The following is a 25,627-nucleotide window of genomic DNA, read 5'->3' on the forward strand; positions in this document are numbered from 1 at the left end:
GAGTTGAAGCGCACTTCAACTTGCAGGGTAGGGGAATGACGACGACAACCGCACCGGGGCGTAGCCCCACCCGGCGATCCGCACCGCAGGTCCGGCGCACCGGCCCGCCGGTCGAACTCGGGCCGCTGCTACGCCGGCTCACCGGTGACGAGAAACACGCCGCCAGCGCACACTCGACCCTCGACGTGCTCTGGGTGCTCTACGACCGGCTGCTCCGGGTCTCCCCGGCGACCGTCGACGACCCGGACCGGGACCGATTCCTGCTCTCCAAGGGGCACGGACCGGCCGCGTACTACGCGGTGCTCGCCGCCAAGGAGTTCATCCCGGAACACTGGCTCGACGACCTTGCCGGTCCGGAGAGCCGGCTCGGCCACCACCCGGACCGGATGCTGGTCCCGGGGGTCGAGATCGGCACCGGCTCGCTCGGCCACGGCCTCGGGCTGGGCATCGGCACCGCGCTCGGGCTCCGCGCCCAGGGCCTGACCCAACCCCGGGTGTACGTACTGCTCGGCGACGCCGAACTCGACGAGGGATCGAACCACGAGGCGATGGCGTACGCCGGCGCGACCGGGCTCGACAGGCTCACCGCGATCGTGATCGACAACCGGTCCGCCACTCACGGCTGGCCGGGCGGGATCGCCAGCCGGTTCACCGTGCACGGCTGGTCCGCCGCCACGGTCGACGGCCGGGACCACACCGCGATCGAGAACGCCCTCACCGCCACCCGACCGGACCGGCCACACGTGGTCGTCGCGGTCGTCGACCCCAAGGAGTGACCGACGATGCGCGACACCTTCGTCAACACCGCCAGCGCGCTGCTGGACGACGACCCGCGTACTGCGGTCGTGCTCGCCGACATCTCGGCCTCGGCCTTCGCGCCCACCGCCCGGCGACACCCGGACCGGGTGCTCAACGTCGGCATCCGGGAGCAGTTGATGGTCGGGGTGGCCGGCGGGCTCGCCCTGACCGGGCTGCGCCCGATCGTGCACTCGTACGCCACGTTCGCCGTCGACCGGGCGTACGAGCAGCTCAAGCTCGATCTCGACCATCAGGGGGTCGGGGCCGTCGTGGTCACCGTCGGCGCGTCGTACGACGGGGCGAGCATGGGCCGCACCCACATGTCCCCGGGCGACGTGGCCCTGCTCGACACCCTCACCGACTGGACGGTGCACGTGCCCGGGCATCCGGCCGAGGTACCCGAGCTGCTCCGGGCCGCCGCCCGGCACGACGACCGGGTCTACGTACGGCTCTCCACTCAGGTCAACGAGGGACCGCTGCCCGGGGCCGGACGGCTGGCGGTGGTCCGGCGAGGCTCGGCCGGCGCCGCCGTGGTGGTGGCGGTCGGCCCGATGCTCCGCCCGGTGCTGGCGGCGGTCGCCGGGCTGGACGTGACGGTCGGATACACCCACACGCCGCGCCCGTTCGACGTCGTCGGACTCCGGGAACTGGTCGGGGCGGCCAGCTCGGCCGGCACCCCTGCGGCGGTGGTACTGGTCGAGCCGTACCTGGCCGGTACCTCCAGTGCACTGCTCGGCACCGCGCTGGGCGGGGTACCGCACCGGTCGCTGTCGCTGGGGGTGGGTCGCACCGATCTGCGGCGCTACGGTGAGCCGGCCGACCACGCCCGATGGCACGGCCTCGACCCGGCCGGCCTGCGCCGCTCGATCAGCGCTTTCCTCGGGTGAACCCGACCCGGTGCCGGGACCGCCAGGCCACCGCCGTCGGCTCCGGCACCGGCACCGGCGGGTGGACAGCGGCGGGGGTGCCTTTGCGACGGGGCGACGCCCTGCTCTACTCTGCGCCCGGAGCAAGGCGTCTCTGCGCCGGAGCAAGGGGTCGTCGCTCGCCGAGTCGGAGCCGAGGGGAACGAGGCTGACGTGAACGGATCCGTTGCTGAGCCGAGGATGTACGGGGGCGACCGGCACGGGCGACGGGGGCCGAGCACTGTGGTCGACGGCACCCTCAGCGGTGGTGACCGGTATCGCCGGGCAGTCCGGCCCCGCGGACCCCGCTCCACCCTCCCCCGCTGATGAGCACCCCGCCGGCGGTCGAGCAGCAGCCGCGGGCACGGTCCCGGTGGTTGCCGGAGGTACGGGGCCGCGTCGGCCGGGTCACCCGGGGCGCCTCGTGGACACCCGAGCGGCGTAACCACTGGCTGCTCGTCGGCGTCGCGATGTGCTTCGCCGTCTACGTACTGGTGGTCGTGGGTCTGCGCTATCCCCTCACGACGGACGAGGCGATCTATCTCAGCCAACTGAACCCGCGGGTACCGGACTACGGGTGGGTCGCCTGGCGTGCGTGGGGGATGCCCATCCTCGCCGGCCCGGTCGCGCTGATCGATGCCCCGTTGACCGGCGTGCGGGTCTACCTCGTGGCCCTGTCGAGCGTCGGGCTCTTCCTGGCCTTCCGGCCGTGGTTGGCAGTTTCCCGCCAACCACTGGCGCCGATCGCCGCCGCGCTCTTCGGCGCCACCTCTGCGGCCGCCTACAACGGCCCGTTGGCCCTGCCGAACCTCTACTCCGCGCTCGCGGCGATCGCCGCGACGGGGTACTTCATGACCTGCCGGCGCGGTGCCGACAACTACCGACGCTCGCTGGTGGGACTGGTCGCGGCGATCGCCATCGCGGCCCTGGTACGGCCGAGCGACAGCGTGTGGCTCGTGATGCCGCTCTTCCTGGCCTGGCTCGGGCTGGCCGCCTGGCGGCGACGGGCGGTCTTCGGGGCACTCGTGCTGGGCCAGGTGGTGGGCTGGGCACCGTGGATCATCGAGTCGATCTTCCGGTTCGAGGGGCCGCTCAACCGGTTGAACCTCTCGTCCGCCTCGCTCGGCGGCACCCACCTCTATCCCAATCTCGGCATGGTCCGGCTGTACGTACGGCTGTGGAACACCGGTGACCCCCGACCCGTCAGCCTGAACGTGCCGGTGGAGTTCCGTGGCGGCTCGCCCACGCTCGCGACCGTGCACCTGGCGCCGGCCGGTACCCTCGCGATGATCTGGTGGATCGCCGTGGTCTGCGCGATCCTCGCGGGCGTCCTCGGCGCGATTCTCACTCGCCGTCGCCATCAGGGCGGGCTTCCGGTCGTGCTGATGCCCCTGCTCGTCGGCTTGAGCGTCGTCTTTCCCTACCTCTTCATGATGAGGTACGGCCAGCTCCGGTTCCTGTTGCCGGCGATCGGGCTGCTCGCGCTGCCCGTCGCGGCGGGCCTGATCCAGCTCGGCAGGTTACCCGGCCCCTCGCGGCGGGTGTTCGCCCCCGGCCTGGCCGTGGTACTCGCGCTCGCGCTCGTCGGCGTCCAGGCGGTCGCGACCCGGCCGTACCGCGCCTCGGTGGCGAACGCGGACGCCGCCTTCTCGGCACTCATCCGGCTGATCCGGCAGGCCGAGGTGTCGCAGCCGTGCGCGATGGCCGGGGACGGCTCGTTCAACGTGGCGTACCAGGTCGGGTGCGACCACATCGGCAGGCTCAACCGTCCCGGTGCCGAGGAACCGGCGCGTGTCGCCTCGGCGCGGGGCCGCGGGGAGACGGTCGTGATCGCGCTGCGGGAAGCCCCGCCCGCCGGCACCTTCATGGACGGGTGGCGACTGGTGACCGGCGACGTTCCCGGCCAGCGGGCACCCTGGTTCGTCTACCTGCCGCCGGTCTAGCGTTGCGAAGGGTACCGGAGGCACGAACGGTTCGGTCAGCGCCCGTCCGACGGGATCCGGCGCCGGGTACGTTCGCGACCGAGGATGAGCAGCGCCTCGACGCCGTCCTTCCAGGTGATCTTCTTGCCCTCGTCCCGACCCCGTGCCCGGTAACTGATCGGCACCTCGTACGGGCGGATGCGCCGACGCAGCAGCTTGCCAGTCACCTCCGCCTCCATCCCGAAGCCCCGGGAACGGACGTCGAGCGAGCGGTACAGCGCGACCGGCATCAGTTTGAAGCAGGTCTCCAGGTCGCCGATGTAGGAGTTGAACAGCACGTTCGCGGCGGTGGTGACGGCCTTGTTGCCCATCACGTACCAGAAGCTGTATGCGCTGTGACTACCGAACGTCCTGTTTCCGTAAACCACCGTCGCCCGGCCGTCCAGCACCGGCGCCAGCAGCTTGGGAATGTCCTGCGGGTCGTACTCGAGGTCGGCGTCGAGGATCACCATGTACTCGCCCTCGGCGCTGTCGACGGCGGTCTTGATCGCCGCGCCCTTGCCGGCGTTACGCGGATGGGTGATCACCCGTAGCCGGGTGTCGTCGGCCCGTTCGAGGATCTCCGCAGTAGCATCACGGCTGCCGTCGTTGACCACGACAAGCTCGATCTCGCATGGATAATCGACCGCAAGGGCCTGCTTGAGGGCGTCCGCGATGCGTTCTTCCTCGTTGTAGACCGGCATTAGGATCGAGAGCTTCACGGGGATCTCCACGGCGCCGACGACGAAACGGGCCTAGCCTAGCTCGAACACGGCCCTGCGCCATGCCCGGCGTCCGTCCCCATTTCCTGGACCTCCCCCGACCGGCGAGGATCGACGAGGACTCTCCCCTGCGCCCGGCGGACCATGCCGGCCGGAATCGGTGCGGAATCGGGTACCAATCCGGTCCGGGCGATCCGGTCGGTGTCTCAGATCGCCACGACGGGGCTCAGCCGCGGCGCGCGGGCCGGGGTGGCCAGTCGGGCCGGCGGGGTCACCGCCACGGTCGGGACCGGTCGGTGCTGGGCACGGACGGCTGGCCGGTCCATCAGCGCGGCGGAGTTCGCCACCCCGGACCGGGCCGCCATCTTCGGCCGGAACACCTGGCTGAACAGGGCGTCGAGCTGCCACATCTGGCTGGGCCGGTCGGCCCGGATCAGAAAGCGCTCGCGTACGCCGTCGACGGCGGTCGCGGCCAGCTCGACCATCGAAGCCCGCGAGTCGGGGTTCCACGCGACGTTGTTGAGGTGCCGCAGCTCGGTATTGAGGTGCAGGCGCATCCGGTGCAGCAGGCGGGTCTGCTCGGTGACCACCAGCCGGCGGCTGGTGAGCAGCAGCAGGCAGCCGTGCGCGGGCTGTTCCGGGCGGGTGCACCGGGTCACCAGTACCGTGATCTCGCCGGCCGGTACGCAGTTGCGCAGCAACGACAGGTGCCGGCTCACGGTCGGGCTGGCCACCCCGGTCTCGGCGGCGGCCGGTAGGAACGTTCGACAGAACACATCCACACCTCCTCCAACGAGAACCGGCCGGGGATGACGCGGTCAAGGCATGGATGAGAATGAACTTATAGAAGTTCCACGATGGTTGCGTTGGCCATCCCGCCGCCCTCGCACATGGTCTGGAGGCCGTACCGGACGTCGTGGTCGCGCATGTACTGGAGCATCGTGGTCATGATCCGGGCGCCGGAGCCGCCGAGCGGATGGCCGAGGGCGATCGCGCCACCCCGGGGGTTGAGCCGGGCCGGGTCCGCCCCGGTCTCGGCCAGCCAGGCGAGCGGCACCGGGGCGAAGGCCTCGTTGACCTCGTACACCCCGATCTCCTCGATGGCGAGCCCGGCCCGACGCAGCGCCCTGGCGGTGGCCGGGATGGGCGCGGTGAGCATCAGTACCGGATCGTCGGCGGTGACCACGGCGGTGTGGATCCGGGCCAGCGGGCGCAGTCCGTGCCGGCGGGCCCAGTCGGAAGTGGTCACCGCGAGCGCGGCCGCACCGTCGGAGATCTGCGAGGCGGAGCCGGCGGTGACCACCCCGTCGGCCCGGAACGGCGTCTTCAGCCCACCCAGCCGCTCCAGGCTGGTGTCCCGGCGGATCCCCTCGTCGGCGACGACCTTGGTTCCGTCCGGTACGACCACCGGGACGATCTCCGAGGTGAAGGCACCGGCGTCCTGCGCGGCGGCCGCCTTCTCGTGACTGGCCAGCGCGTACTCGTCGAGTTGCCGCCGGGTCAGTTCCCACCGGGCGGCGATCAACTCCGCGCCGACGCCCTGGTTGAACGGCACCGGATCGTCGGCGGCGAAGCCGGGCGTACCCCGGTAGCGGTCGCGGACCCGGTCGCCGTAGGGCAGACCGGTGCCGGTCGAGCCGCCGCCCGGCGCGATGCTGCTGCCCATCGGCACCCGGGTCATCGACTCCACGCCACCGGCGACCACCAGGTCGGCCTGGCCGGAGGCGACCGCCGCCGCCGCGAAGTGCAGCGCCTGCTGGCTCGACCCGCACTGCCGGTCGAGGGTGGTGCCGGGCACCGACTCCGGCCAGCCGGCGGCGAGTACGGCGTTCCGGCCGACGTTCCAGGCCTGCTCACCGACCTGGGAGACACAGCCCCAGATCACGTCGTCCACCTCGGCCGGGTCCAGCCCGGTACGTTCGGCGAGCGCCGTGAGCACCCGCGCCGAGAGGTCGACCGGATGCACGGTGGCGAGTGCTCCGCCGCGCCGTCCGACCGGGGTCCGTACCGCACCGACGATGACCGCGTCCGCCATGTCTACTCCCCAGTAACTTGGCTAACCCCGATACTACGTCGTCGCCGGGTGGCGATCGAACCCGGACCGGAGACAGGCGACCCGGACCGCCGCGGATGGCGGTGGCATCCTGGATCCGTGCACTCCGAACCGGACACTCCCGCACGGCGCTGGCGCGTCGAGATCGCGCTGCCGGTGTGCAAGCTGGGTGGCGCGGCCCTCTTCGTCACGCTCGGCGCCCTCTTCTCCGACGGCGACCCGGTACGCCTCGGCGCCGGTCTGCTGGTCGGAGCCGTCCTGCTCGGCTGGGGCGTACGGGACCTGGTGGCGCCGGTCCGGCTCGCGGTCGACCCCGGCGGGGTCACCGTGATCCAGGGCTTCGCCGGGCGGCGGCGCATCCCGTGGGCGGAGATCGAACGGATCACCGTCGACACCCGGCCCCGCCTCGGGCTGGCGACCGAGATGCTGGAGATCGACCGAGGCGCCTCGCTGCACCTGTTCAGCCGGTACGACCTCGGGGTCGCACCGCGCGAGGTCGCCGAGGTGCTGCACGCGGTACGCGAGGGCGGCCCGGCGTACTGAGCCGTCGCACCGCCGGAGCCGGCCTCCGGGTCGGCGGACACCGACGCCACCCCGGCGCGGCGACCACGGTGCGAGCCCGGCTGCCGGTGGATGCGGGCCGGGGCAATGATGCGATTCCGGGTGAGGATGCGAGTCCGGGCAATGATGCGAGTCCGGGCGAGGATGCGGGCTGGCTCAGGCGAGCAGGGTGGCGGACTGCATCAGGGTCAGCCCGGCCAGTACCAGGCCGATGACCGCACCGCCACCGACCTGGAAGAGTGTGCGGCGGGACCGGGGCGCGTAGGCCAGCACCAGGGCCATCGCCGCCCCCGCGGTCAGCCCGCCCAGGTGACCGGCGATGGAGATCCCGGGTACGGCGAAGGTGAAGACCAGGTTGATCACGAGAATCGGGATCACCGACGAGGTGTCCCGACCCAGTCGACGCATGATCACGAAGAGCGCGGCGAAGAGCCCGAAGATCGCCGTCGACGCGCCGACCGTGCGGGCGTTCACCGGGCTGAACAGGTAGGCCGCGACGTTTCCACCCACCCCGGCGACCAGATAGAGCGCCAGGAACCGCAGCGGACCGAGGACGGCCTCCAGGGACCGGCCGAGCACCCAGAGCGCCCACATGTTCATCAACAGGTGCAGCAGCCCGTAGTGCAGAAACATCGCGGTGAAGAGCCGGTAGTACTCACCCGCGGCGATGCCCTCCTCGGCGCCGAACGGGCCGAACCGGTCCAGGCCGAGCACGGCTCCCCAGGAGGTCAGCGGGGTCGGCCCGCCGAGCAGGCCGCCGAAGCCGGCCCCGGCCACCGCGTCGCCGCCCCGGGCGCTGTAGATGGAGATCAGGATCAGCGCGACGTTGATCGCGATCAGCGTCTTGGTGACGTAGCCCTGGCGGCCGGCGGCACCGCCGCCGAAGGCGGTGCGCGCCGGCCGTTGCCCGCGGCGGCCCTCCGCCACGCACTCCGGGCACTGGTGTCCGACCGAGGCCTCCCGCATGCAGTCGGGGCAGATCGGGCGGTTACACCGGGTGCACCGGACGTAGGTCTCCCGGGAGGGGTGGCGGTAACAGACCGGTGTGGTCGGCGGCGACTCGCTCATGCCGCTCCTCCGCTCATGCCCGACCTCCGCCCGCTACGACTCATGCCGGCAAAGGTACCCGGGATCGACGTCAGCCGTCTTTACGCTCGATCTCGACGCGCTCGATGACCACGTCCTGGATCGGCCGGTCCTGGGCACCTGTCGGGGTGTTGGCGATCGAGTCGACGACCTTCGCCGACGCCTCGTCGGCGACCTGACCGAAGATGGTGTGCCGGTTGTTCAGGTGCGGGGTCGGCGCGACGGTGATGAAGAACTGCGAGCCGTTGGTGCCCGGGCCGGCGTTCGCCATGGCGAGCAGGTACGGCCGGTCGAACCGCAGGTCCGGGTGGAACTCGTCGGCGAAGTTGTAGCCCGGGCCACCCCGGCCGGTGCCGGTCGGGTCACCCATCTGGATCATGAATCCGCTGATCACCCGGTGCGAGACGGTGCCGTCGTAGTACGGTCCGCTGCCCGGCTGGCCGGTACGCGGGTCGGTGTACTGCCGGGTCCCCTCGGCCAGTTCCACGAAGTTCCGCACGGTCTTCGGGGCGTGGTTCGGAAACAGTTCCAGCCGGATCGGGCCGGCGTTGGTGTGCAGGGTTGCGTAGGCGGCCTCGGCCACGAGTACTCCTCGATCGAGTTGCCGCCGGCCGCGTGGTGCCGACCGACGGGACGGTCCGCCGGCCAGGAGGCACGGGCCGGCGCTGGTAGGTGTTTCTATGCGGATCCTCCCATGTGCCCGTTCTGGCAGTGCGAGCGCATCCGAGGGTGCAGGATGACGGAGGAACAACACCCAAGGAGGTGGGGACCGGTGTTTGGATTCGGGGGGCGCAGATCCCGCAGGCAGCTCGTCAAGGCCGAACTGGGCGAGAGCTTCGATCACCTGATGCGCGCGGCCACCCACGCGGCGTCCGGGGTCGGGGCAACGGTGGGGCCACAGGCGTACGCCGCCCGGGCCTATCTCGCACCGACGGCGACCAGGGTGCGGGCGACGGCTTCGGACGGTTGGGAATCGGCGATGACCAGGTTCGCGCCGTTGGCCACGGCCGCCACGGACGGCGCCCGCCAGGCCGGCTCGGTCGCCCGCAAGGCGAGGTCGAAGAAGATGAGAGCGATGCGGAAGAAGAACTCGATGATGCGTCGACGCTGGCCGGTCCTGACCGGGCTGTTGGTCGCGGGGGCGGTGGCCGGTGCCATGGGCGCGGTCGCGATGCGGCGGCGCGGGCAGCGCCCGTGGGACGAGTACGACCCGGCGGCCACGCTGGACGCCGTACGCGACGACGCGGCCACGATCATGGGCGGCTCGGCGGCCGGCATGACCCGGGAACCCACCGGGCCCAAGTCGGTGCCGACGGCGAAGGACCGCGCGGTGACGGCCGGCGAGAAGATCTCGACCGGGCCGATCACCGACGGGGCCAAGAAGGCGGCGCCGAAGAGCGGCGACAAGTCCGACGGACTCCTCGGCACGGCCGCATCGCGCAACAGCGGTAACTGAACGAATCGGCGGATGCCGGCGTCCGGGCGAAGCCGCAGGGGCGTCTGGACGAAGCCGCGGTGCGGCGTCCGGACGACGGTCACGGCGGCGTGGGGCAGATCACGCCCCACGCCGCGGCCGTCGACGGAGCTGGATCAGAGCCGGCGGTTGCGGCGGAGCTGGATCAGAGCCAGCGGTTGCGGCGGAACCAGCGGTAGAGGCCGAGCGAGATCAGCAGCATCAGCGCGAGTACCACCGGATAGCCGTACTTCCACCCGGTCTCCGGCATGAAGTCGAAGTTCATCCCGTAGATGCCGGCGATCGCGGTCCAGACCGCGGCGATGGCGGCCCAGGCGGCAATCTTGCGCATGTCGTTGTTCTGGTCGACCGTCACCTGGGCCAGCCGGGCCTGGAGTATCGAGTTGAGCAGGTCGTCGTAGGAGTTGACCTGCTCGACCGTGCGGGTCAGGTGGTCCTGCACGTCCCGGAAGTACCGCCGGATCTCCTTCGGCACGTCCCGGTTGACCTGCGCGGTCAGCGTCATCATCGGGCGTTGCAGCGGGCCGACCGCCCGCTTGAACTCGACGAGTTCCCGTTTCATCTGGTAGATGCGCTGGATCCGGCCGTGTGCCTGCCGGGCGAAGACCTCGCCCTCCAGCACGTCCAGGTCGTCGCCGACCCGGTCGGTCACCTCCAGGTAGACGTCCACCACCCGGTCCGTGACCGCGTACGCCACCGCCCACGGCCCCTGGCGCAGGATCTCCTGCCGCGCCTCCAGTTCGGAGCGGACCGGCGCCAGCCGGCAGGCGTCGCCGTGCCGCACGGTGAGCACGAAGTTCGGCCCGATGAAGAGCATCACCTGGCCGGTCTCGATCACGTCGGAGTTCTCGGTCAGTTCGCCTTTCCGGACATACCGAACGGTACGCAGCACCAGGAAGTGGACGTCGCCGAAGTGTTCCAGCTTGGGGCGCTGCTCCGCCTTGACGGCATCCTCGACGGCAAGTTCGTGCAGCCCGTACGCCGCCGCGATGCCGGCCATCTCCGCCTGGCTCGGCTCGTGCAGGCCGAGCCACACGAAGGCGCCGGGCCGCTTCCGCGCGGCGTCCAGCGCCTCGGCGTAACCGATCTGCCCCGGCTGGCGTACGCCGTCGACGTAGAGTCCGCAGTCGACCACACCGAGCCCGTCCGGCCGGCGGCTCGCCGGGTTTCGTTGCTGGCCGGCCTCGGTGCTCAGCATCCGGGTCATCGCCGCGCGTACCGGCGCCGTCCAGGCCCGGGGTCTCTGCCGACTGTTCCCACTGACCGCCACTCGATCGGAATCGGTCTGATCCGGCATCGTCACCGCCCCCTTTCGGCCTGTTCGGGTGCGGGTTGCAGCGTACGCCGTCGCCGCTCGACGGCGGACATGTCGCGGATCACCCCAGCCCACCCCCCGACGGCCGCACCGCCGGATGCCTTCGTCCGGACGGCTTCGCCCGGTCAAGGGCTGTCGAGGGCTGGCGAGGGCTGACGATGGCGGGCCCGGCTCCGGGGTGGCTGCCGAAAAGTGGCGCCGGGTGGACCGTCCACGTCGGGGGGTAAAGGTGCGGACGGCCCACCCGGCACCTGGGGGGCGGGGGTTCTGCTCCGGGCGCGCCAGCCGCAGCCGGAGACCCGCCGTCGTTCCGGGGGGGCGGAACGACGGCCTCCACACGAGTGGCGCTCGCAGCATTGTGAGCCTGCTACCGGCGCGTAGGAAGACCTGAATTCGCCGGCGGCCACTATTGTCAGATATCTGACAGGACACTCCCCAGAACCGACCGAATGGCCAGAAAGCCGCCCATCGATGCGAGCGGTCCCCGGGGCACGAACCACCGGCGGCGTCCGCCCGATGTTCGCACCCCGGCATCCGGCACAACCGGTCGGCCGGGGACGCCGCTACTCGCGTACCGCCCCTACCGCGTCGGCGAGCCGGCGGACCCCCTCGTCGATCTGGTCCACGGTCACCCCGGAGTACGCCAGCCGCAGCGCGTGCTGGCCGCCCTCCACCAGGAAGTCGCTGCCCTTGACCACCGTGACGCCGCGCTCGGCCGCGGCCGGCGCGAGCCGGTCCGCCCGCACGTTCTGCGGCAGCTCCACCCAGAGGAAGTAGCCGCCGTTCGGCTCGGTGAACCGCGCGTCCGGAATGTGCTCGCGCAGCGCGGCGGCCAGGGCTGCGGCCCGCTCGCCGAGAGCGGTGCTGACGGTGCGGATCGACCGCTCCAGGTCACCGTTGACACAGAACTGGTGCACGATCGCCTGGGCCACCATCCCGGGCGAGATGTAGAGGTTCGTCGCCTCCTTGGCGATCTCCGCGATCAGCGGGGCCGGACCGACCAGGTAGCCGACCCGGACCCCCGGGCAGACCGTCTTGGTGAAGCTGGACGCGTGCACCACCCGGCCCTGCCGGTCGAGCGAGAGCATCGAGGGCAGCGGCTCACCCCGGAACCGGACATCCGCGTACGGGTCGTCCTCGAAGATCGTGAAGTCGTACTCGACGGCCAGGTCGAGCAGGGTCTGCCGCTTCTCCTCCGACAGGGTCACCCCGGCCGGGTTCTGAAAGTTGGGGATGATGTGCGCCAGCTTCGGGCGCACCCCGGATTCGAGCAGTTTGCCCAGCTCGTCGGTGTCGATCCCGTCCGGCTGGATGGTGACCGGGTGCAGTTCGCCGCCCTGGCGTTGCAGGTTGAGCAGGGTCCGGTCGTAGGTCGGCCGCTCCACCACCACGGCGTCACCGGGGCGTACCAGGTGTTGGAAGAGGAACGCGTCGGCCTGGAGCGACCCGTTGGTGACGAGAACCTGGTCGACCTCGACGCCGTGCTTGTCGGCGATCCACTTCCGCAGGGGTGGGTATCCGACGGATGTCCCGTACCCGGTGATGCCGGCCGGATCGGCGTCGAAGGCGCGGCCCGCCGCGGCCTTCAACCCCGCGATGTCGACGATGTCCAGCGACGGCGCCCCACGGGCGAAGGAGATCAGCTGCTCGACAGTCATGACTACCCAGCGTACGGGCGCCGCCAGCGTCCCGGGCAGAGGCACGACAATGTCCGTATCTTGGGCGACCGGAACCCTGCCGGCGGGCGATTCGCCCCGGCTGGTGCCGATCGTCCCCGTCGACGAGCGGCGAAGACGGTCAGATCGAGGCGACCGCCGGGGCGCCGACCCAGACCCGGACGATGTCCCGGACCGAGATCATCCCGACCACCTCGTCGCCGTCCAACACCACCAGGTGCCGGAAGCCGCCCCGGGACATCGCCTCGGCCGCCTCGTGCACGGTCCAGTCCGGCCCGGCGTAGACCACGTCCCAGGTCAGGTGCGCGCCGGTCCGTTCGACGTCGACGTCGAGGCCGGCGCCGACGGCCTTGAGCACGTCGCGTTCGGTCATGATGCCGACGCCCTCGGAGTCGGGGTCGACGACGACCGCCGAGCCGACGCCCCGGGCGGCCATCATCTCGGCGGCCTGCCGGAGCGTGTGCTCCGGACCGACCATCAGAACATTTCCGGACATCGCTTCACGTACCCGCATCACTCATCACAACCTCGCGGACGGGGACACCGGTCAGGGACAGACTGGACGCTCACCCGGACAACCACAAGCGGCGGTGTGGCCGGCGGGACCGGGGTGGCTAGTCTCGACCCGTGTCCACGGAGCCCCTACGCTGCGCCGGAGCCCTGATCGTCGACGACGAGGGCCGGATCTTCTTCCAGCGACGGTCCCCCCATCGGAAGCTCTTTCCCAACACCTGGGACATCGTCGGTGGTCACCTCGAACCGGGCGAGACGGTCGAGGAGGCACTGTTCCGCGAGGTCACCGAGGAGACCGGCTGGACCGTCTCGCTGGTGCTGGGCACCGTCGGCGAGTACCGGTACATCCCCGACGACGGCATCGAGCGGATCGAGACCGAGTTCCTCGTCCGGGTCGACGGCGACCTCGGCCGCCCCCGGCTGGAGGTGGGCAAGCACACCGAGTTCCGGTGGCTCGCCGAGGACGAGATCGGGCTGCTCGACGAGCACCGCGACGTCAACGACGGACTGATCCGGCGGATCGCGGAGGACGGCTTCCGCGCCCTGCACCTGATCGGCCTGTGAACGACCTCGTCCCGCTCGCCCCGCACCAGGCCGCCGCGCTGGTCGGGCCGGCCGTCGACCGCGTCTTCCGGTCCGTCATGGCCACCACCCGGATCCGGGGTGGAGCCGAGCTGGTCCAGAGCTACGGCGGTCCGGCCGCGACCGGCTTCCTGATCGACTTCCGGACCAGGCTCGCCGCACCCGGCGGCATCGTCGACGACACCGGGCTGGCCGCCCTGCTCCGCTACGGCGACCCGGCCGAGTGCCAGCGGGCGCTGGACAAGCAGGTCGCGCACGGGATGCTGTACCGGCGGCCGGACGGCGGCGTCCTGGCCACCGAGCGCGGCCGGGCCTTTCTGGCCGAACTCGCCGCGCTGCACGCCGAGGTGACCGGGGAGCTCTGGGCGGCGCACCCCGAACGGATACGCGGGCTCGTCGGCACCCTCGGCCGACTGCTCTCGGCCGCGCTCGACGAACTGTGGCCCGCCGAGGTCGGCACCCCGGGCCCCGGGCACGGGCACCTGCCTCCCGCGCCCGTCGAGACCGTCCCGGTCGAGGGGCCGACCGACGGGCGGGCGTTCGCGGCGATGGCACCGCCGTACGAGCCGGACGGCACCCCGCCGGGCGTACTGCTGCTCAATCGGCTCGGCACGCTGCGGTACCACCGCGCCGACGCGCACGCCGCCGCGTGGCAGGCCGCCGGGCACACCGCCCGGAGCATCGTTGAACTCGCGGCGGGACCGGAACGGCTCGCCATCGAGCTGGAGACGGACCGCCGGGCGGCCGGCCCGTACGCCGCGCTGACCCCGGCCGAACGGCTGCGCCTCCTCGCAGACCTGGCCGCGCTGCCCGGCTGAGCCGACAAGACCACGCTGCCCGGCTGAGCCGACCTGGCCGCGCTGCCCGGCTGAGCCGACCTGGCCGTGCTGCCCGGCTGAACACCCGGACCTGGATTGCCGGGCCGTTCGCCGGGAATTCGTACCGCTGGCCCGCGGCGCTATCCTCCGTGCGTCGGACGTGTCGCGAGAGAGGACCCGGAATGATCGGTGTGGTACTGGCCGCTGGAGCGGGTCGCCGGCTGCGGCCGTACACCGACACCCTGCCCAAGGCACTCATTCCGGTCGACGGCGACACCACGATCCTCGACATCGCGCTGCGCAACCTGGCCGAGGTCGGGCTGACCGACGTGACCGTGGTGGTCGGATACGCGGCCGAGGCGGTACGGGCCCGGCAGGCCGCCCTGGCCGACCGGTACGGGGTCAAGCTCACCCTGGTGCACAACGATCGGGCCGAGGAGTGGAACAACGCGTACTCGCTCTGGCTGGCCCGGGAACACTTCGCCCAGGGCGCACTGCTCGTCAACGGCGACACCGTGCACCCGGTCGACGTGGAGCGGACCCTGCTCGCCCAGCGCGGCCCCGGCATCCTGCTCGCGGTCGACACCGTCAAGAAGCTCGCCGACGAGGAGATGAAGACCGTCCTCGACGACTCCGGCCAACTCGTCCGGATCAGCAAGCTGATCGACCCGGCGCAGGCGTACGGGGAGTACATCGGGGCGACCCTGATCGAATCCCGGGTCGCCGGTGAGCTGGCGGACGCGCTGGAAGCGACCTGGCGGCGCGATCCGAACCTCTACTACGAGGACGGCTACCAGGAGTTCGCGCAGCGCGGCGGCGAGGTGCGGGCGGCACCCATCGGCGACCTGCCCTGGGTCGAGGTCGACAACCACGAGGACCTGACCCGAGCCCAGGAGATCGCATGCCACTACTAGCCCGTACCGTCAACACTCCGCTCGTGATCGACGTGCGTCGCGGCGCCATCGCGGACCTCGGCACGCTGCTGGCCGACCGGCGGATTTCGGCCGGCGGCGAGGTGGCGGTGGTGGTCGGCCCCGGGCAGGGCGAGCGGATCGCCGAGCTGTGCCGGCCCGGCCTCGGCAACGCCGATGTCTTCACGGTGACCGGCGGCACCCTGGACGCCGCCCAGGAACTCGGCGAGAACCTGCGCCGCCGCTCCTACGACGCGGTGGTGGGGATCGGCGGCGGCAAGACCATCGACACCGCGAAGTGGGCCGCCTCGCGCTACGGCATCCCGATGGTGAGCGTGGCGACCAGCCTGGCGCACGACGGGATCGCCTCGCCGACCGCCTCGCTCGACCACGACGGCGGCAAGGGCTCCTACGGGGTACACATCCCGATCGCCATCGTGGTCGACCTGGATTTCGTGGAGAACGGCCCGGACCGGCAGACCCAGGCCGGGATCGGGGACGCGCTGAGCAACCTCAGTGCGGTCGCGGACTGGGAGCTGGCCCATCGGGTACGCGCCGAGCCGATCGACGGGCTCGCCGTCACGCTGGCCCGCGCCGGGGCCGAGGCCCTGATCAACCACCCCGGAAAGATCACCGACGACGCCTTCCTGACCACCCTGGCCGAGGCGCTGATCCTGGGCGGGATCGCCTCCTCGATCTGCGGCTCGACCCGGCCGGTCAGCGGCGGCTGCCACGAGATCTCGCACGCGCTGGACCGGCTCAACCCGGGCACCGCGTCGCATGGCGAGCAGGTCGGGCTCGGCGCGCTCTTCTGCACGTACCTCCGGGGCGACCTGGAGCGGTTCGGCCAGCTCGCCTCCTGCCTGCACCGACACGGGCTACCCACCACCCCGGCCGAGCTGGGGCTAGCCGCCGAGGAGTTCGTGGCCGCCGTCCACTATGCCCCGAACACCCGCCCGGATCGGTACACGGTGCTGGAGCACCTCGACCTGCCTCCTGCCGCGATCGGTGAGCGGCTGGCAAACTACCTCGATGCACTCCGCGAACATCTCGGCTGACCCGGTGTCCCCGCCCACCGCCACCGACTTCTACCGGGTCAACCGCGGCGGGGGCCTGTTCAGCGAGGCGATCAGCCAGCGCATCGGCGCCGCCCTGGCCCTGGCCGCGCACCGGACGGGGTTGCCGCCCACCGCGCTGACCATGGCCAACCTGGTGCTCGGGCTGGCGGTCTCGGTGACCGTGGTGGCCCTGGCCGGGCCGGTTGCCGCCGGAGAGGTGCCAGCCTGGGCGGTCGGGCTGGCCGCACTGCTCGGCTGGCAACTGGCGTACGCCCTGGACTGCGCGGACGGGCAGCTCGCCCGGGTCACCGGCCAGGGCAGCCCGGCCGGCGCCCGGGTGGACGTGCTCTGTGACGTGGCGGCCCAGATCGCGCTGGTGACCGCGCTGTCGGCGACGGCCGTCGCGCAGCGACCCGCGACGCCGGTCTGGCTGGTCGCGGCGTTCGCCGGTACCTGGATGGTCAACCTGGTGACCTCGGTGATGGCGGCCGGCCCGAACACGGCCAGCATGGTCACCTCGACCTCGCTGCCGGTACGGCTGGTGAAGCTGATCCGGGACTACGGTGCGGTGATCTTCGTGGCCGCTCTGATCCTCGCCGTCGTGCCGGAATGGACGACCTGGCTGATCGCCGCGTTCACCCTCGTCAACGGCGGCTTCCTGCTGGCCAGCATCGCCTTCTCCGCCCGCGCCTCACTCCGCTGAGGTGTAAGGAAGGGCCCCTTCCTTACATGCCGGTGTAGACGTCACATGCCGGTGTAGACGTCGAGGAGTTGCTTGGTGACCACGTCGGGGTGGAAGGTGCGCTCGTAGCGGGAGCGGGCCCGTGGGGCGACGGCGGCGGCCGCGTCCCGGGCGGCGGGCAGCGCCCCGGCCAACGCGGCCGGGTCTGCCGGTACCAGCCAGCCCGACGCACCGGCCGGGTCGTCCGCGCCGACCAGGTACGGGATGCCACCGAGCGCGGTACCCAGCACCGGACGCCCGGCGGCCAGCGCCTCGATCACCACCGTGGGCAGTACGTCGTGCCAGGTCGGTACGGCCAGCACCACGGCGGCGGCCCGGAGCGCGGCGGCCACCCCGGCCCGGTCCAGCGGGCCGAGGAACTCGACGTCGGCCCGTTCGGCGGCCGCCGCCTCGGCCTGCGGTCGCAGTTCGCCGTCCCCGGCGATGCGCAGCGGCCCGAGCGCGCCGTCGGGATGCCGGCGCCAGGCGTCGAGCAGCAGCCCGACACCCTTCTCCGGGGAGAGCCGGCCGAAGAAGAGGAAGCCCTCGCCGAGCGGCGCCGGTGCGCCCGGGTCCGGGATGCCGTTCGGCTTCACCACGATCCGGTCGTCCGGGATGCCGTAGTCGCGCAGGTGTGCGGCGATCCCGGAGGTGAGCGCGATGTAGCGGTCCACGGAGCGCCAGGTCGGCCGGTGTACGGCCAGGGTGGTCGCCATCAGTGCGCTCTGTGCCCGGGAGCCCCGGTAGCAGCGGTGCACGATCGCCGGCACGCCGAGCGCCCGGCCCCGGCAGTCCTGGCAGATCTTTCCGTCCCGGAAGTAGAGCCCGGAGGAGCAGACCTGCCGGTAGTTGTGCACGGTCTGCACCACCGGCACCCCGTGTCTGTGCGCGGTCCGGACCACCCAGGGCGAGAGCAGCGGGTACGGGTTGTGCAGGTGCAGTACGTCCGGCCGGTGCTCGATGATCAGCCGGCTCAGCTCCTGCTGCGCCTTTGGCGCGTAGATCGGCGAGATCGGCAGCAGCGCCTTGGCGGCCGGGGAGAACTCCGCGATCTCGTCGGAACTGCGCAGGAAGGGATGGACGGTCACCCCGGCGGCCCTGAGCTGGGTGATCTCCTGGTCGACGATGGTGTTCTCGCCGGAGGGCTGCGCCTCGCGGTACCGGTTGTGCGCCACGATCACCTGCACGCCGGTCGCCCCTCCTCCATGATCGCGTTCAGCCCCGTCCGCGCGTTCCGCGCCTGGCCGGGGATGAACGCTACCGTTAGTTCCGTGCCCGAGTTACCTGAGGTGGAGGCGCTCGCCGGCTACCTGCGCGAGCGGGCGGTCGGCCGGCGGGTCGACCGGATCGAGGTCGCGGCGATCAGCGCCCTGAAGACGTACGACCCGGCGCCGTCGGCGGCTGCCGGCCGGGAGGTCGTGGACGCAGGCCGGCACGGCAAGTTCCTCGACGTGACGCTGGCCGGGAACGGCGAGCCGGAGCTGCACCTGGTGACGCACCTGGCCCGGGCCGGCTGGCTGCACTACCGGGAGGCGTTCAACTCGGCGATGCCGCTCAAACCCGGCAAGGGCCCGATCGCGCTGCGGGTACGCCTGGACGACGGGTCCGGTTTCGACCTGACCGAGGCCGGTACCCAGAAGAAGCTCGCCGTGTACCTGGTGACCGATCCGAGCCAGGTGCCCGGGGTGGCCCGGCTCGGGCCGGACGCGCTCGCCGCCGACCTGCCCACCTTCGCCGAGCGGCTGCGCGGCCGGCGGGGGCAGGTCAAGGGGGTGCTGACCGACCAGGAGGTGCTGGCCGGGGTCGGCAACGCGTACTCGGACGAGATCCTGCACGCGGCGAAGCTGTCGCCGTTCGCGCTGACCAACCGGCTCACCGACGAGCAGATGGCGGCGCTGCACGCGGCGGCCCGGCAGATTCTCGGCGACGCCGTCGAGCGGTCGCTGGGGCAGCGGGCGGCGGAGCTGAAGGGGGAGAAGCGGGCCGGGTTGCGGGTGCATGCCCGGACCGGGCTGCCCTGTCCGGTCTGTGCCGACACGATCCGTGAGGTGTCGTTCGCCGACTCCAGCCTCCAGTACTGCCCGAAATGTCAGACCGGCGGGAAACCTCTCGCGGACCGTCGGCTCTCCCGGTTGGTGCGCTAGCCCGTAGATTCAGCGATCGCGCTTGTACGTTGTGTGATCCCGGCCCACACACCGGGTCGAAATCGCCCAGCGGGCAAGAAATCGCCACCCGCCGGCTCTACCGCCGCCGCTGTCCGTCGGTATAGTGACCCCGGTCTGCGACTCCGCTATGGGCAGCCCGCTACTCGTGTTTCGCGGGGCGGGCGGGGGCCGTCCCTCGGGCCGGCGTCCCCGACGATCGTTATTGGGCCTCCGCGCCGCGAGGCGGCGCTCCGGACCGGATGAGGATCGGGGCCTGCATGGGAGAGACTGAGACGGTGGGCGACCCGAGCCCTTACGGCAAAGGGGCGGCACGTGTCACGCGGGAGGACGTGGGTGAGGTGACGACAAGCCTCCAGCGCCCGGTAGGCAACGGCCGACCGAGTACTCTGCGTCACGTCGACAGCTTCGAGATCCAGCCACCGACGACTCGGCAGCCGAACGGGGTACCCCGGTCGGCGTGGGCGCGGGCGCGGCGGCGGGTGTCCCGCTGGCACCGGCCGTACATCGCGATCCTCCTGCTGCTGGACTTCGGGGCGGCGGTACTGGCGAGTTGGCTCGCCATCTCGCAGTTCGACAAGGCGGCGTCCGGCTTCCAGATAAACGACAATGACGCCACCTGGTTCCACACCGTGTCGTACCTGCTGCTGCCGCTCGGCTGGCTGATCGTGCTCTGGGGTAACGGCGCATACGACCGCCGCTACCTGGGGCTCGGCACCGACGAGTTCAAGCGGGTCACCCGGGCCGGGGTGGCGGTGGCGGCCACTGTCTCCTTCCTCGCCTTCGCCACCAAGACCGACCTGTCCCGGCTCACCGTCGGCACCGTGCTGCTCGGTGCCCTGCTGCTGATCCTGCTCGCCCGCTCCACCGCCCGGCTGATCCTGCACACCGTGCGCCGCCGCAGCAGCCAGGCCGCGCAGCGGATCGTGCTGGTCGGCACCCTGCCGGAGGCGCTGGAGGTCTACACGGCGATCAACCGGGTACCCGCCGCCGGGCTCAAACCGGTGGCGATCCACCTCACCGACGGTTACGCCGCGGCCCGGGGCCTCGAAACGCCGATCCCGGTCTACGCCGGCCGGGACATCCTCTCGCTGGTCCGCGAGGTCGGTGGCGACACCATCGCGGTCTGCGGCTCGGCCAGCACCGAGCCCGGCGAGCTGCGCCGGCTGGCCTGGCAGTTGGAGGGCTCCGGCGTCGACCTGATCGTGGCACCGCAGCTCACCGACATCGCCGGCCCCCGGGTGCACATCCGGCCGATCGAGGGTCTGCCGCTGCTGCACGTCGAGGAACCGACGCTCTCCGGCCCCGCGCTGCTGGCGAAGAACCTGCTCGACCGCTTCGCCGCCGGGCTGGGGCTGCTGCTGCTGGTCCCGCTCTTCGTCGCGATCGCGATCGCGATCCGGATCTCCGATCCCGGGCCGGTCTTCTTCCGGCAGCCCCGGGTGGGGCACGAGGGGCGGACGTTCCGGGTCTGGAAGTTCCGGACCATGTACGTCGACGCCGAGCAGCGCCTGGCCAGCCTGGTCGACCAGAACGAGACCGACGGCATGCTGTTCAAGATCAAGCAGGATCCCCGGGTCTTCCCGGCCGGGCGGTTCCTCCGGGCCAGCTCGCTCGACGAGCTGCCCCAGTTGATCAACGTACTCCGGGGCGAGATGTCCCTGGTCGGTCCCCGCCCGCTCCCCGCCGACGACGGCGACTTCCTCGGCGACGTACGGCGCCGGCTGCTGGTCCGGCCCGGCATCACCGGGCTGTGGCAGGTCTCCGGCCGCTCCGACCTCTCCTGGGACGAGGCCGTCCGGCTGGACCTCTACTACGTCGACAACTGGTCGCTGGCGTACGACCTGAGCATCCTGTGGCGGACCGTCGGAGTGGTACTGGCCCGCAAGGGCGCGTACTAGCGACCCGCTCGGGACGGCCTGCGGGGATCCGGCCGGACCGGTGGCTTGGCGAACCGGCCGACCAACCGTCAGGATCTCTGGGTGGGGTGGCCCAACCTGTCCACCGCGGTGGCCGTGGTGGCGATGATCAGTGCACTGGCGGCTGCCCTCTTCGCCGTCGTCCGGCTGCGCGCCCGGCAGGGCATCGCCACCGCCACCCAGCGAGCCACCTACGAGGTACTGCACACCGCCGGGCTGGCCGCCGAGCCGCTGCGCGCCGGGCTCACCCCGGCCGGCGCGGCGAAGGCGGTCCGCCACCTGCGTACCCTGGTCGGCTCCGCCGGGCTCGCGCTGGCCGACCGGGACCGGCTGCTCGCCATCGACGGGCGCGGCGGCCACCACGGCGAGCAGCTCCTCGCCGCCGCCGCCAACACCATCACGACCCGCCGGTCGACGGTGCTCGGCGAGTCCGAGCTGCGCTGTGACCGGGTCGACTGCCCGGTCCGGGGCGCGGTGATCGCCCCGCTGACCGGCCCCGACGGCCTGGCCTGCGCCGCGCTGGTGGCGATCGTCGACGATCAGCCGGCACCCGGTCTGGTGCAGGCCGCGCTGGAGACGGCGCACTGGGCCGGCGCCCAACTCGCGCTCGCCGAACTCGACTCGTCGCGGGAGCGGCTGGCCCGGGCCGAGGTACGCGCCCTGCGGGCCCAGATCAGCCCACACTTCATCTACAACGCCCTGACCGCGATCGGCTCGTTCGTCCGGACCGACCCGGAGCGGGCCCGGGAACTGATCCTGGAGTTCGCCGAGTTCACCCGCTACTCCTTCCGGGCGCACGGCGAGTTCACCACGCTCGCCGAGGAGCTGCGCTCGATCGACCGCTACCTGACCATCGAGCGGGCCCGGTTCGGCGACCGGCTCCAGGTGAAGTTGCAGATCGCCCCGGAGGTGCTGCCGGTCAGCCTGCCGTTCCTCTGCCTGCAACCACTGGTCGAGAACGCTGTCCGGCACGGGCTGTCCCGCAAGCCCGGGGTGGGGATGATCAGCATCGAGGCCCGGGACGCCGGGGCGGAATGCCACATAACCGTCGAGGACGACGGCGTCGGGATGGACCCGGCCGCGCTGGCCGCCGGCATCGCCGACGACCCGGCCGACGACTCCGGCCAGCACGTCGGCCTCTCCAACGTGGACGAACGGCTCCGGTCGGTCTTCGGGGACCAGTTCGGCCTGGTCGTCGAGACCGACCTCGGATCGGGTACGAAGGTGAGCATGCGGATACCGAAGTTCCACCGTCATGTCCGGGCGAGCACGTGACCGGGGCCGGGCCGGTGCACCGGGACCGGCAGGGGTTGTGGAGGGCTGACCCGTGACCGGTTTCCTGCGCGTGTTGGCCGTCGACGACGAACCACCGGCGCTCGACGAGCTGGCGTACCACCTGCGGGCCGATCCACGGGTGTCCCGGCTGCACACCGCCGGCGACGCCACCGAGGCACTGCGGGTGCTCCGGGACGCCGACGTCGACGTGGTCTTCCTCGATATCCGGATGCCCGGCCTCGACGGCGTGGAGCTGGCCCGGGTACTCCGCCGGTTCGCCCGGCCACCGGCGATCGTCTTCGTCACCGCGTACGACGACGGGGCGGTCGACGCCTTCGACCTCGGCGCCACCGACTACGTGCGCAAGCCGGTCCGGGCCGAGCGGCTCGCCGAGTCGCTGCGTCGGGTGGTCGGCTCCCGGGTGGTACCCACCCATCCGGCGGCACTGGCCCGGGCCGAACCCGACCCGACGATCCCGGTGGAGCTGGCCGGCACCACCCGGATGCTGCCCCGCTCGGCCGTACGCTGGGTCGAGGCGCAGGGCGACTACGCCCGGCTGCACACCGCCGACGGCTCACACCTGGTGCGGGTGCCGCTGGCCACCCTCGCCGAGCGGTGGGCCGACGCGGGCTTCGTCCGGATCCACCGCTCCTACCTCGTGCAGCTCCGGTTGATCGCCGAACTCCGGCTCGCCAACTCCGGGTACGTCGTGGTGGTCGACGACACCGAGCTGCCGGTCAGCCGCCGGCACACCCGGGAGCTGAAGGACAAGCTGGTCCGGGCGGCGAAGCAGGACTGGAACCGCTGACCCGCCGCCCGCAGACCGCTACTTCGGTTCGGTGAAGCGGATGCTGTTGCCGAAGGGGTCACGCAGGCCGCAGTCGATGCCGTACGGGCGTTCGGTCGGTTCCTCGGTGAACTCGACGCCCCGGCCCAGCAGCGTCTCGTACGTCTTGCGGCAGTCGTCGGTGCTGAAGATGAGCCAGCCGCCCATCGCACCCTTCGTCACCAACTCCCGGACCTGCTTGGCCGTCTCCTCGGAGAGTGCCGGCGGCCCCGGCGTCGTCAACAGGATCTGCCGCTCCGGAGAACCGGGGACGTTGACGGTCAGCCAGCGCATGAAGCCGAGGTCGGCATCCGTGTGGACCTCCAGGCCGAGCGTGCCGACGTAGAAGTCGAGGGCCTCGTCCTGGTCGAGTACGTAGATCTGCGAGTGCGTGATGGCGTTGAACATGTCCCTCACGCTACGGCCAGAGCCGGCCGGAAACTTATCCAAAACCGCTCAGTCGGCGGGCTGTTCCGGCAGCTCAGCGGCGTCAGGCGGTCGGTCGCATCCAGGCCATCGTGAAGCAGGTCGGCACGTTCAGCGCCGCCGTCCCCTTCCGGTACGCCCGCGGGGAGCAGCCGACGATGTCCCGGAACGTCCGGCTGAAGGTGCCGAGGCTGCCGAAGCCGACATCGAAGCAGATGTCGGTCACGCTTCGCCCGGTCTCCCGGAGCAGGAACATCGCCCGCTCGACCCGGCGCCGCTGGAGATAGCGGTGCGGCGTCTCGCCGAAGGTGGCCCGGAAGGTACGCGTGAAGTGCGCCTCCGAGACGTGCGCGATCCGGGCCAGCGTCGGTACGTCCAGCGGCTGCGCGTACGCCCGGTCCATCGCGTCCCGGGCCCGGAGCATCCGGCGGTTACGCTCCTCCACTGCCCGGCTCACGGCTCCATCACACCACGCTCTGCCGAGCAGCCGCATTCGTCCACCCTGCCGGAAAGCTCGCCGACGGCGAAAACAAGGCGTCGCGCATCACCTGACAGAACCGCGTCGCGCATCAGCTGACGGACCAAAGAGAGGCAAAAAAGGGCGGCAGCCGGGCCGGTCAACGAGGTCGGTGCGGGCTACGTCATGGTCTCGTTCAGAACCCATTGCAGGTAGGCGGGGTTGCCGTGTACCACAGGCACGGCGATGACGCAGGGCACATCGTACGGGTGTTCCTCGTTGGCGCGTGCCGTGAGGCGTTCGACCAGGCTTGCCCGGGTGTGCAACGCCACTCGAGCCTCCGGTTCGTCGTGAACGCTGCCCTGCCAGCGGTAGATGGAGCGGATTGGAGCGATGTTGTGTCCGCATGCGGCTAGCCGGTCGTCGACCAGGCGGCGAGTGAATTCGGCAAGCCATTCTGCGTCCGGGCCGGTGATGATCACCTCGACTACATCAGTCACTTCCCGCCCTCCTCGGTCTTGAGTCGGTCAATGATGGAGCGCGCCTCCTGCTCGCTGTGCGCCATGCCGCCGAATCCAGTGACGATCTTGCCGTCGTAGCTCAGCCCCACCCAGCGACCGGCCATCTCTTGCCCGTGCGGGTGAAGCACGAAGTACATCGTTCCCTTGGACCGCACAGAACCATCGTTGGCCGCGTACCAGCCCATGAGGATCTCGTTATCCCACAGGCGAAGCTCGCCACGCCAGTGGTAGCCTCCGTCCTCGACCTCGATGCCACGGGTGACGGCCTGGAGCTGGAGTACGTCGCCCTCTTGGCGGAACCGCACCTCTTGCGCGGTGATCACCTCAGCGCCGTCCTTCGATGTCTGCCAGGACGCCCACCAGTCGCCCGAGAGGTTGACGCGGTGGGTCGGGATGCCGGCCAGCTCGCCGACGGTGATCTGTAGCGCCTTGGCGATCGCGACGGCGACTGAGAACAGCGGCTGCTGCTCGCCGGCCTCGTACCGCCGGATCTGGCGCTTGTCGACACCGGCTGCGGCAGCGAGATCCGCCTGAGAAACGCCGAGTTCTGTCCTACGTCGCCGGATGACTTCCGAGATCTCCACGTCGTAATTCTGGGGGACTAAGTAGTCCTTGACAACCGGACGAGCGGGTCCCATATTGGAAGTGGCTAACTAGTCCCCTAGTTGAGGACTAAGAAGGTTCAGCGGGCGCTCACCCGCTGAGGTCGGTGCATCGGTTCTCTCCCCGAAAGGACCACACGATGCCTGTTCAGCGTCCCTGCGCGTCGCGTCTCGGATCTTCAGACAAGGTCCCGACCCTGCCCTCGTTCCCGGGACGTGGCGGGAGATGGTCGCGGTGAGCGGGGCGCCTCGGCAGCGGCCCGAGGTGGCACATCCGCCGTGGTG

General features: G+C 71.3%; 27 protein-coding genes. 14 read left to right on the plus strand and 13 right to left on the minus strand.

The annotated features are described in order from the left end of the window. Positions 1-35 precede the first annotated feature (35 nt). From ABNF97_RS03175 to ABNF97_RS03185, 3 genes are all read left to right on the plus strand, one after another. Positions 36-776 (plus strand): thiamine pyrophosphate-binding protein, encoded by a 741-nt coding sequence (locus ABNF97_RS03175; protein ID WP_130461141.1) that lies wholly within the window; start codon positions 36-38, stop codon positions 774-776. A gap of 6 nt (positions 777-782) precedes the next feature. Next, a complete protein-coding gene (locus ABNF97_RS03180) occupies positions 783-1,685 on the plus strand; it encodes a transketolase family protein (RefSeq protein WP_130461142.1) in 903 nt (300 codons plus the stop codon). A 344-nt stretch (positions 1,686-2,029) separates the two neighbouring features. Beyond that, a complete protein-coding gene (locus tag ABNF97_RS03185; protein ID WP_349337588.1) occupies positions 2,030-3,646 on the plus strand; it encodes a hypothetical protein in 1,617 nt (538 codons plus the stop codon). Positions 3,647-3,681: 35 nt separating this feature from the next. Here the strand turns inward: ABNF97_RS03185 and ABNF97_RS03190 are convergent, their stop codons facing one another. The 3 genes from ABNF97_RS03190 to ABNF97_RS03200 all read right to left on the minus strand — a co-directional run bounded on the left by ABNF97_RS03190 (position 3,682) and on the right by ABNF97_RS03200 (position 6,421). Then, positions 3,682-4,386, minus strand: coding sequence for a glycosyltransferase (locus ABNF97_RS03190; protein WP_130461144.1), 705 nt, complete (start codon positions 4,384-4,386; stop codon positions 3,682-3,684). Positions 4,387-4,592: 206 nt separating this feature from the next. Continuing rightward, a complete protein-coding gene (locus tag ABNF97_RS03195; RefSeq protein ID WP_349337589.1) occupies positions 4,593-5,168 on the minus strand; it encodes a hypothetical protein in 576 nt (191 codons plus the stop codon). 59 nt (positions 5,169-5,227) lie between these two features. Next, positions 5,228-6,421, minus strand: a complete 1,194-nt coding sequence (locus ABNF97_RS03200) for an acetyl-CoA C-acyltransferase (protein WP_130461145.1) — start codon at positions 6,419-6,421, stop codon at positions 5,228-5,230. Positions 6,422-6,538: 117 nt separating this feature from the next. Here ABNF97_RS03200 and ABNF97_RS03205 point away from each other — a divergent pair, with 117 nt between their 5' ends. Next, the gene (locus ABNF97_RS03205; protein WP_349337590.1) at positions 6,539-6,982 is read left to right on the plus strand and encodes a PH domain-containing protein; all 444 of its coding nucleotides are present in this window, start codon (positions 6,539-6,541) and stop codon (positions 6,980-6,982) included. 174 nt (positions 6,983-7,156) lie between these two features. Here ABNF97_RS03205 and ABNF97_RS03210 read toward each other — a convergent pair whose 3' ends face one another. Continuing rightward, on the minus strand, positions 7,157-8,068 hold the full coding sequence (locus tag ABNF97_RS03210) for a rhomboid family intramembrane serine protease (protein ID WP_130461147.1): 912 nt from the start codon (positions 8,066-8,068) through the stop codon (positions 7,157-7,159). A 70-nt stretch (positions 8,069-8,138) separates the two neighbouring features. Beyond that, entirely contained in the window at positions 8,139-8,669 is a 531-nt protein-coding gene (locus ABNF97_RS03215; protein WP_130461148.1) for a peptidylprolyl isomerase, read from the minus strand. Positions 8,670-8,858: 189 nt separating this feature from the next. Here ABNF97_RS03215 and ABNF97_RS03220 point away from each other — a divergent pair, with 189 nt between their 5' ends. Further along, positions 8,859-9,542: a hypothetical protein gene (locus ABNF97_RS03220; protein ID WP_130461149.1), complete on the plus strand. Its 684-nt coding sequence runs from the start codon at positions 8,859-8,861 to the stop codon at positions 9,540-9,542. A gap of 163 nt (positions 9,543-9,705) precedes the next feature. On the opposite strand, the gene corA is transcribed toward ABNF97_RS03220, so the two are convergent. The 3 genes from corA to ABNF97_RS03235 all read right to left on the minus strand — a co-directional run bounded on the left by corA (position 9,706) and on the right by ABNF97_RS03235 (position 13,065). Continuing rightward, positions 9,706-10,767, minus strand: coding sequence for a magnesium/cobalt transporter CorA (gene corA / locus ABNF97_RS03225; protein ID WP_207230417.1), 1,062 nt, complete (start codon positions 10,765-10,767; stop codon positions 9,706-9,708). Between the two features lie 671 nt (positions 10,768-11,438). Beyond that, on the minus strand, positions 11,439-12,533 hold the full coding sequence (locus ABNF97_RS03230; RefSeq protein ID WP_130461151.1) for an aminotransferase class I/II-fold pyridoxal phosphate-dependent enzyme: 1,095 nt from the start codon (positions 12,531-12,533) through the stop codon (positions 11,439-11,441). Between the two features lie 139 nt (positions 12,534-12,672). Next, positions 12,673-13,065 (minus strand): CBS domain-containing protein, encoded by a 393-nt coding sequence (locus tag ABNF97_RS03235; protein WP_130461152.1) that lies wholly within the window; start codon positions 13,063-13,065, stop codon positions 12,673-12,675. A gap of 113 nt (positions 13,066-13,178) precedes the next feature. Here ABNF97_RS03235 and ABNF97_RS03240 point away from each other — a divergent pair, with 113 nt between their 5' ends. The 5 genes from ABNF97_RS03240 (at position 13,179) to ABNF97_RS03260 (ending at position 17,136) form a co-directional block, all read left to right on the plus strand. Continuing rightward, on the plus strand, positions 13,179-13,628 hold the full coding sequence (locus ABNF97_RS03240) for an NUDIX domain-containing protein (protein ID WP_130461153.1): 450 nt from the start codon (positions 13,179-13,181) through the stop codon (positions 13,626-13,628). Then, positions 13,625-14,464, plus strand: coding sequence for a hypothetical protein (locus ABNF97_RS03245; protein WP_349337591.1), 840 nt, complete (start codon positions 13,625-13,627; stop codon positions 14,462-14,464). The genes ABNF97_RS03240 and ABNF97_RS03245 overlap by 4 nt, the downstream gene beginning before the upstream one ends. Positions 14,465-14,646: 182 nt before the next feature. After that, on the plus strand, positions 14,647-15,378 hold the full coding sequence (locus tag ABNF97_RS03250) for a sugar phosphate nucleotidyltransferase (RefSeq protein WP_130461155.1): 732 nt from the start codon (positions 14,647-14,649) through the stop codon (positions 15,376-15,378). Next, on the plus strand, positions 15,366-16,433 hold the full coding sequence (locus tag ABNF97_RS03255; RefSeq protein WP_130461156.1) for an iron-containing alcohol dehydrogenase: 1,068 nt from the start codon (positions 15,366-15,368) through the stop codon (positions 16,431-16,433). Before ABNF97_RS03250 ends, ABNF97_RS03255 begins: the two co-directional genes overlap by 13 nt. Then, positions 16,408-17,136 (plus strand): CDP-alcohol phosphatidyltransferase family protein, encoded by a 729-nt coding sequence (locus tag ABNF97_RS03260; RefSeq protein WP_349337592.1) that lies wholly within the window; start codon positions 16,408-16,410, stop codon positions 17,134-17,136. Before ABNF97_RS03255 ends, ABNF97_RS03260 begins: the two co-directional genes overlap by 26 nt. Before the next feature lie 41 nt (positions 17,137-17,177). On the opposite strand, the gene ABNF97_RS03265 is transcribed toward ABNF97_RS03260, so the two are convergent. Next, complete coding sequence (locus ABNF97_RS03265) at positions 17,178-18,341, minus strand: glycosyltransferase family 4 protein (RefSeq protein WP_349337593.1); 1,164 nt, start codon at positions 18,339-18,341, stop codon at positions 17,178-17,180. Between the two features lie 84 nt (positions 18,342-18,425). Between ABNF97_RS03265 and ABNF97_RS03270 the strand changes: the two genes are divergently transcribed. The 4 genes from ABNF97_RS03270 (at position 18,426) to ABNF97_RS03285 (ending at position 23,318) form a co-directional block, all read left to right on the plus strand. Further along, positions 18,426-19,298 carry a DNA-formamidopyrimidine glycosylase family protein gene (locus tag ABNF97_RS03270; RefSeq protein ID WP_130461159.1) on the plus strand — a complete coding sequence of 291 codons (873 nt, stop codon included), beginning with the start codon at positions 18,426-18,428 and terminating at the stop codon, positions 19,296-19,298. Between the two features lie 350 nt (positions 19,299-19,648). Beyond that, positions 19,649-21,217 (plus strand): sugar transferase, encoded by a 1,569-nt coding sequence (locus ABNF97_RS03275; RefSeq protein WP_486484912.1) that lies wholly within the window; start codon positions 19,649-19,651, stop codon positions 21,215-21,217. Between the two features lie 123 nt (positions 21,218-21,340). Beyond that, entirely contained in the window at positions 21,341-22,510 is a 1,170-nt protein-coding gene (locus tag ABNF97_RS03280; RefSeq protein WP_502930446.1) for a sensor histidine kinase, read from the plus strand. Between the two features lie 52 nt (positions 22,511-22,562). Next, positions 22,563-23,318, plus strand: a complete 756-nt coding sequence (locus ABNF97_RS03285) for a response regulator (RefSeq protein ID WP_130461162.1) — start codon at positions 22,563-22,565, stop codon at positions 23,316-23,318. Between the two features lie 18 nt (positions 23,319-23,336). Here the strand turns inward: ABNF97_RS03285 and ABNF97_RS03290 are convergent, their stop codons facing one another. The 4 genes from ABNF97_RS03290 to ABNF97_RS03305 form a co-directional block, all read right to left on the minus strand. Next, on the minus strand, positions 23,337-23,744 hold the full coding sequence (locus tag ABNF97_RS03290; protein WP_349337595.1) for a VOC family protein: 408 nt from the start codon (positions 23,742-23,744) through the stop codon (positions 23,337-23,339). An 82-nt stretch (positions 23,745-23,826) separates the two neighbouring features. Next, on the minus strand, positions 23,827-24,219 hold the full coding sequence (locus ABNF97_RS03295; protein ID WP_207230418.1) for a helix-turn-helix domain-containing protein: 393 nt from the start codon (positions 24,217-24,219) through the stop codon (positions 23,827-23,829). Positions 24,220-24,398: 179 nt separating this feature from the next. Beyond that, positions 24,399-24,719, minus strand: a complete 321-nt coding sequence (gene cutA / locus ABNF97_RS03300) for a divalent-cation tolerance protein CutA (protein WP_349337596.1) — start codon at positions 24,717-24,719, stop codon at positions 24,399-24,401. After that, positions 24,716-25,324 (minus strand): helix-turn-helix domain-containing protein, encoded by a 609-nt coding sequence (locus tag ABNF97_RS03305; protein ID WP_349337597.1) that lies wholly within the window; start codon positions 25,322-25,324, stop codon positions 24,716-24,718. Before ABNF97_RS03305 ends, cutA begins: the two co-directional genes overlap by 4 nt. Between the last annotated feature and the right edge of the window lie 303 nt (positions 25,325-25,627).

The organism is Plantactinospora sp. B6F1 (genome assembly GCF_040120695.1).
In the GTDB taxonomy this organism is placed as follows: domain Bacteria; phylum Actinomycetota; class Actinomycetes; order Mycobacteriales; family Micromonosporaceae; genus Plantactinospora.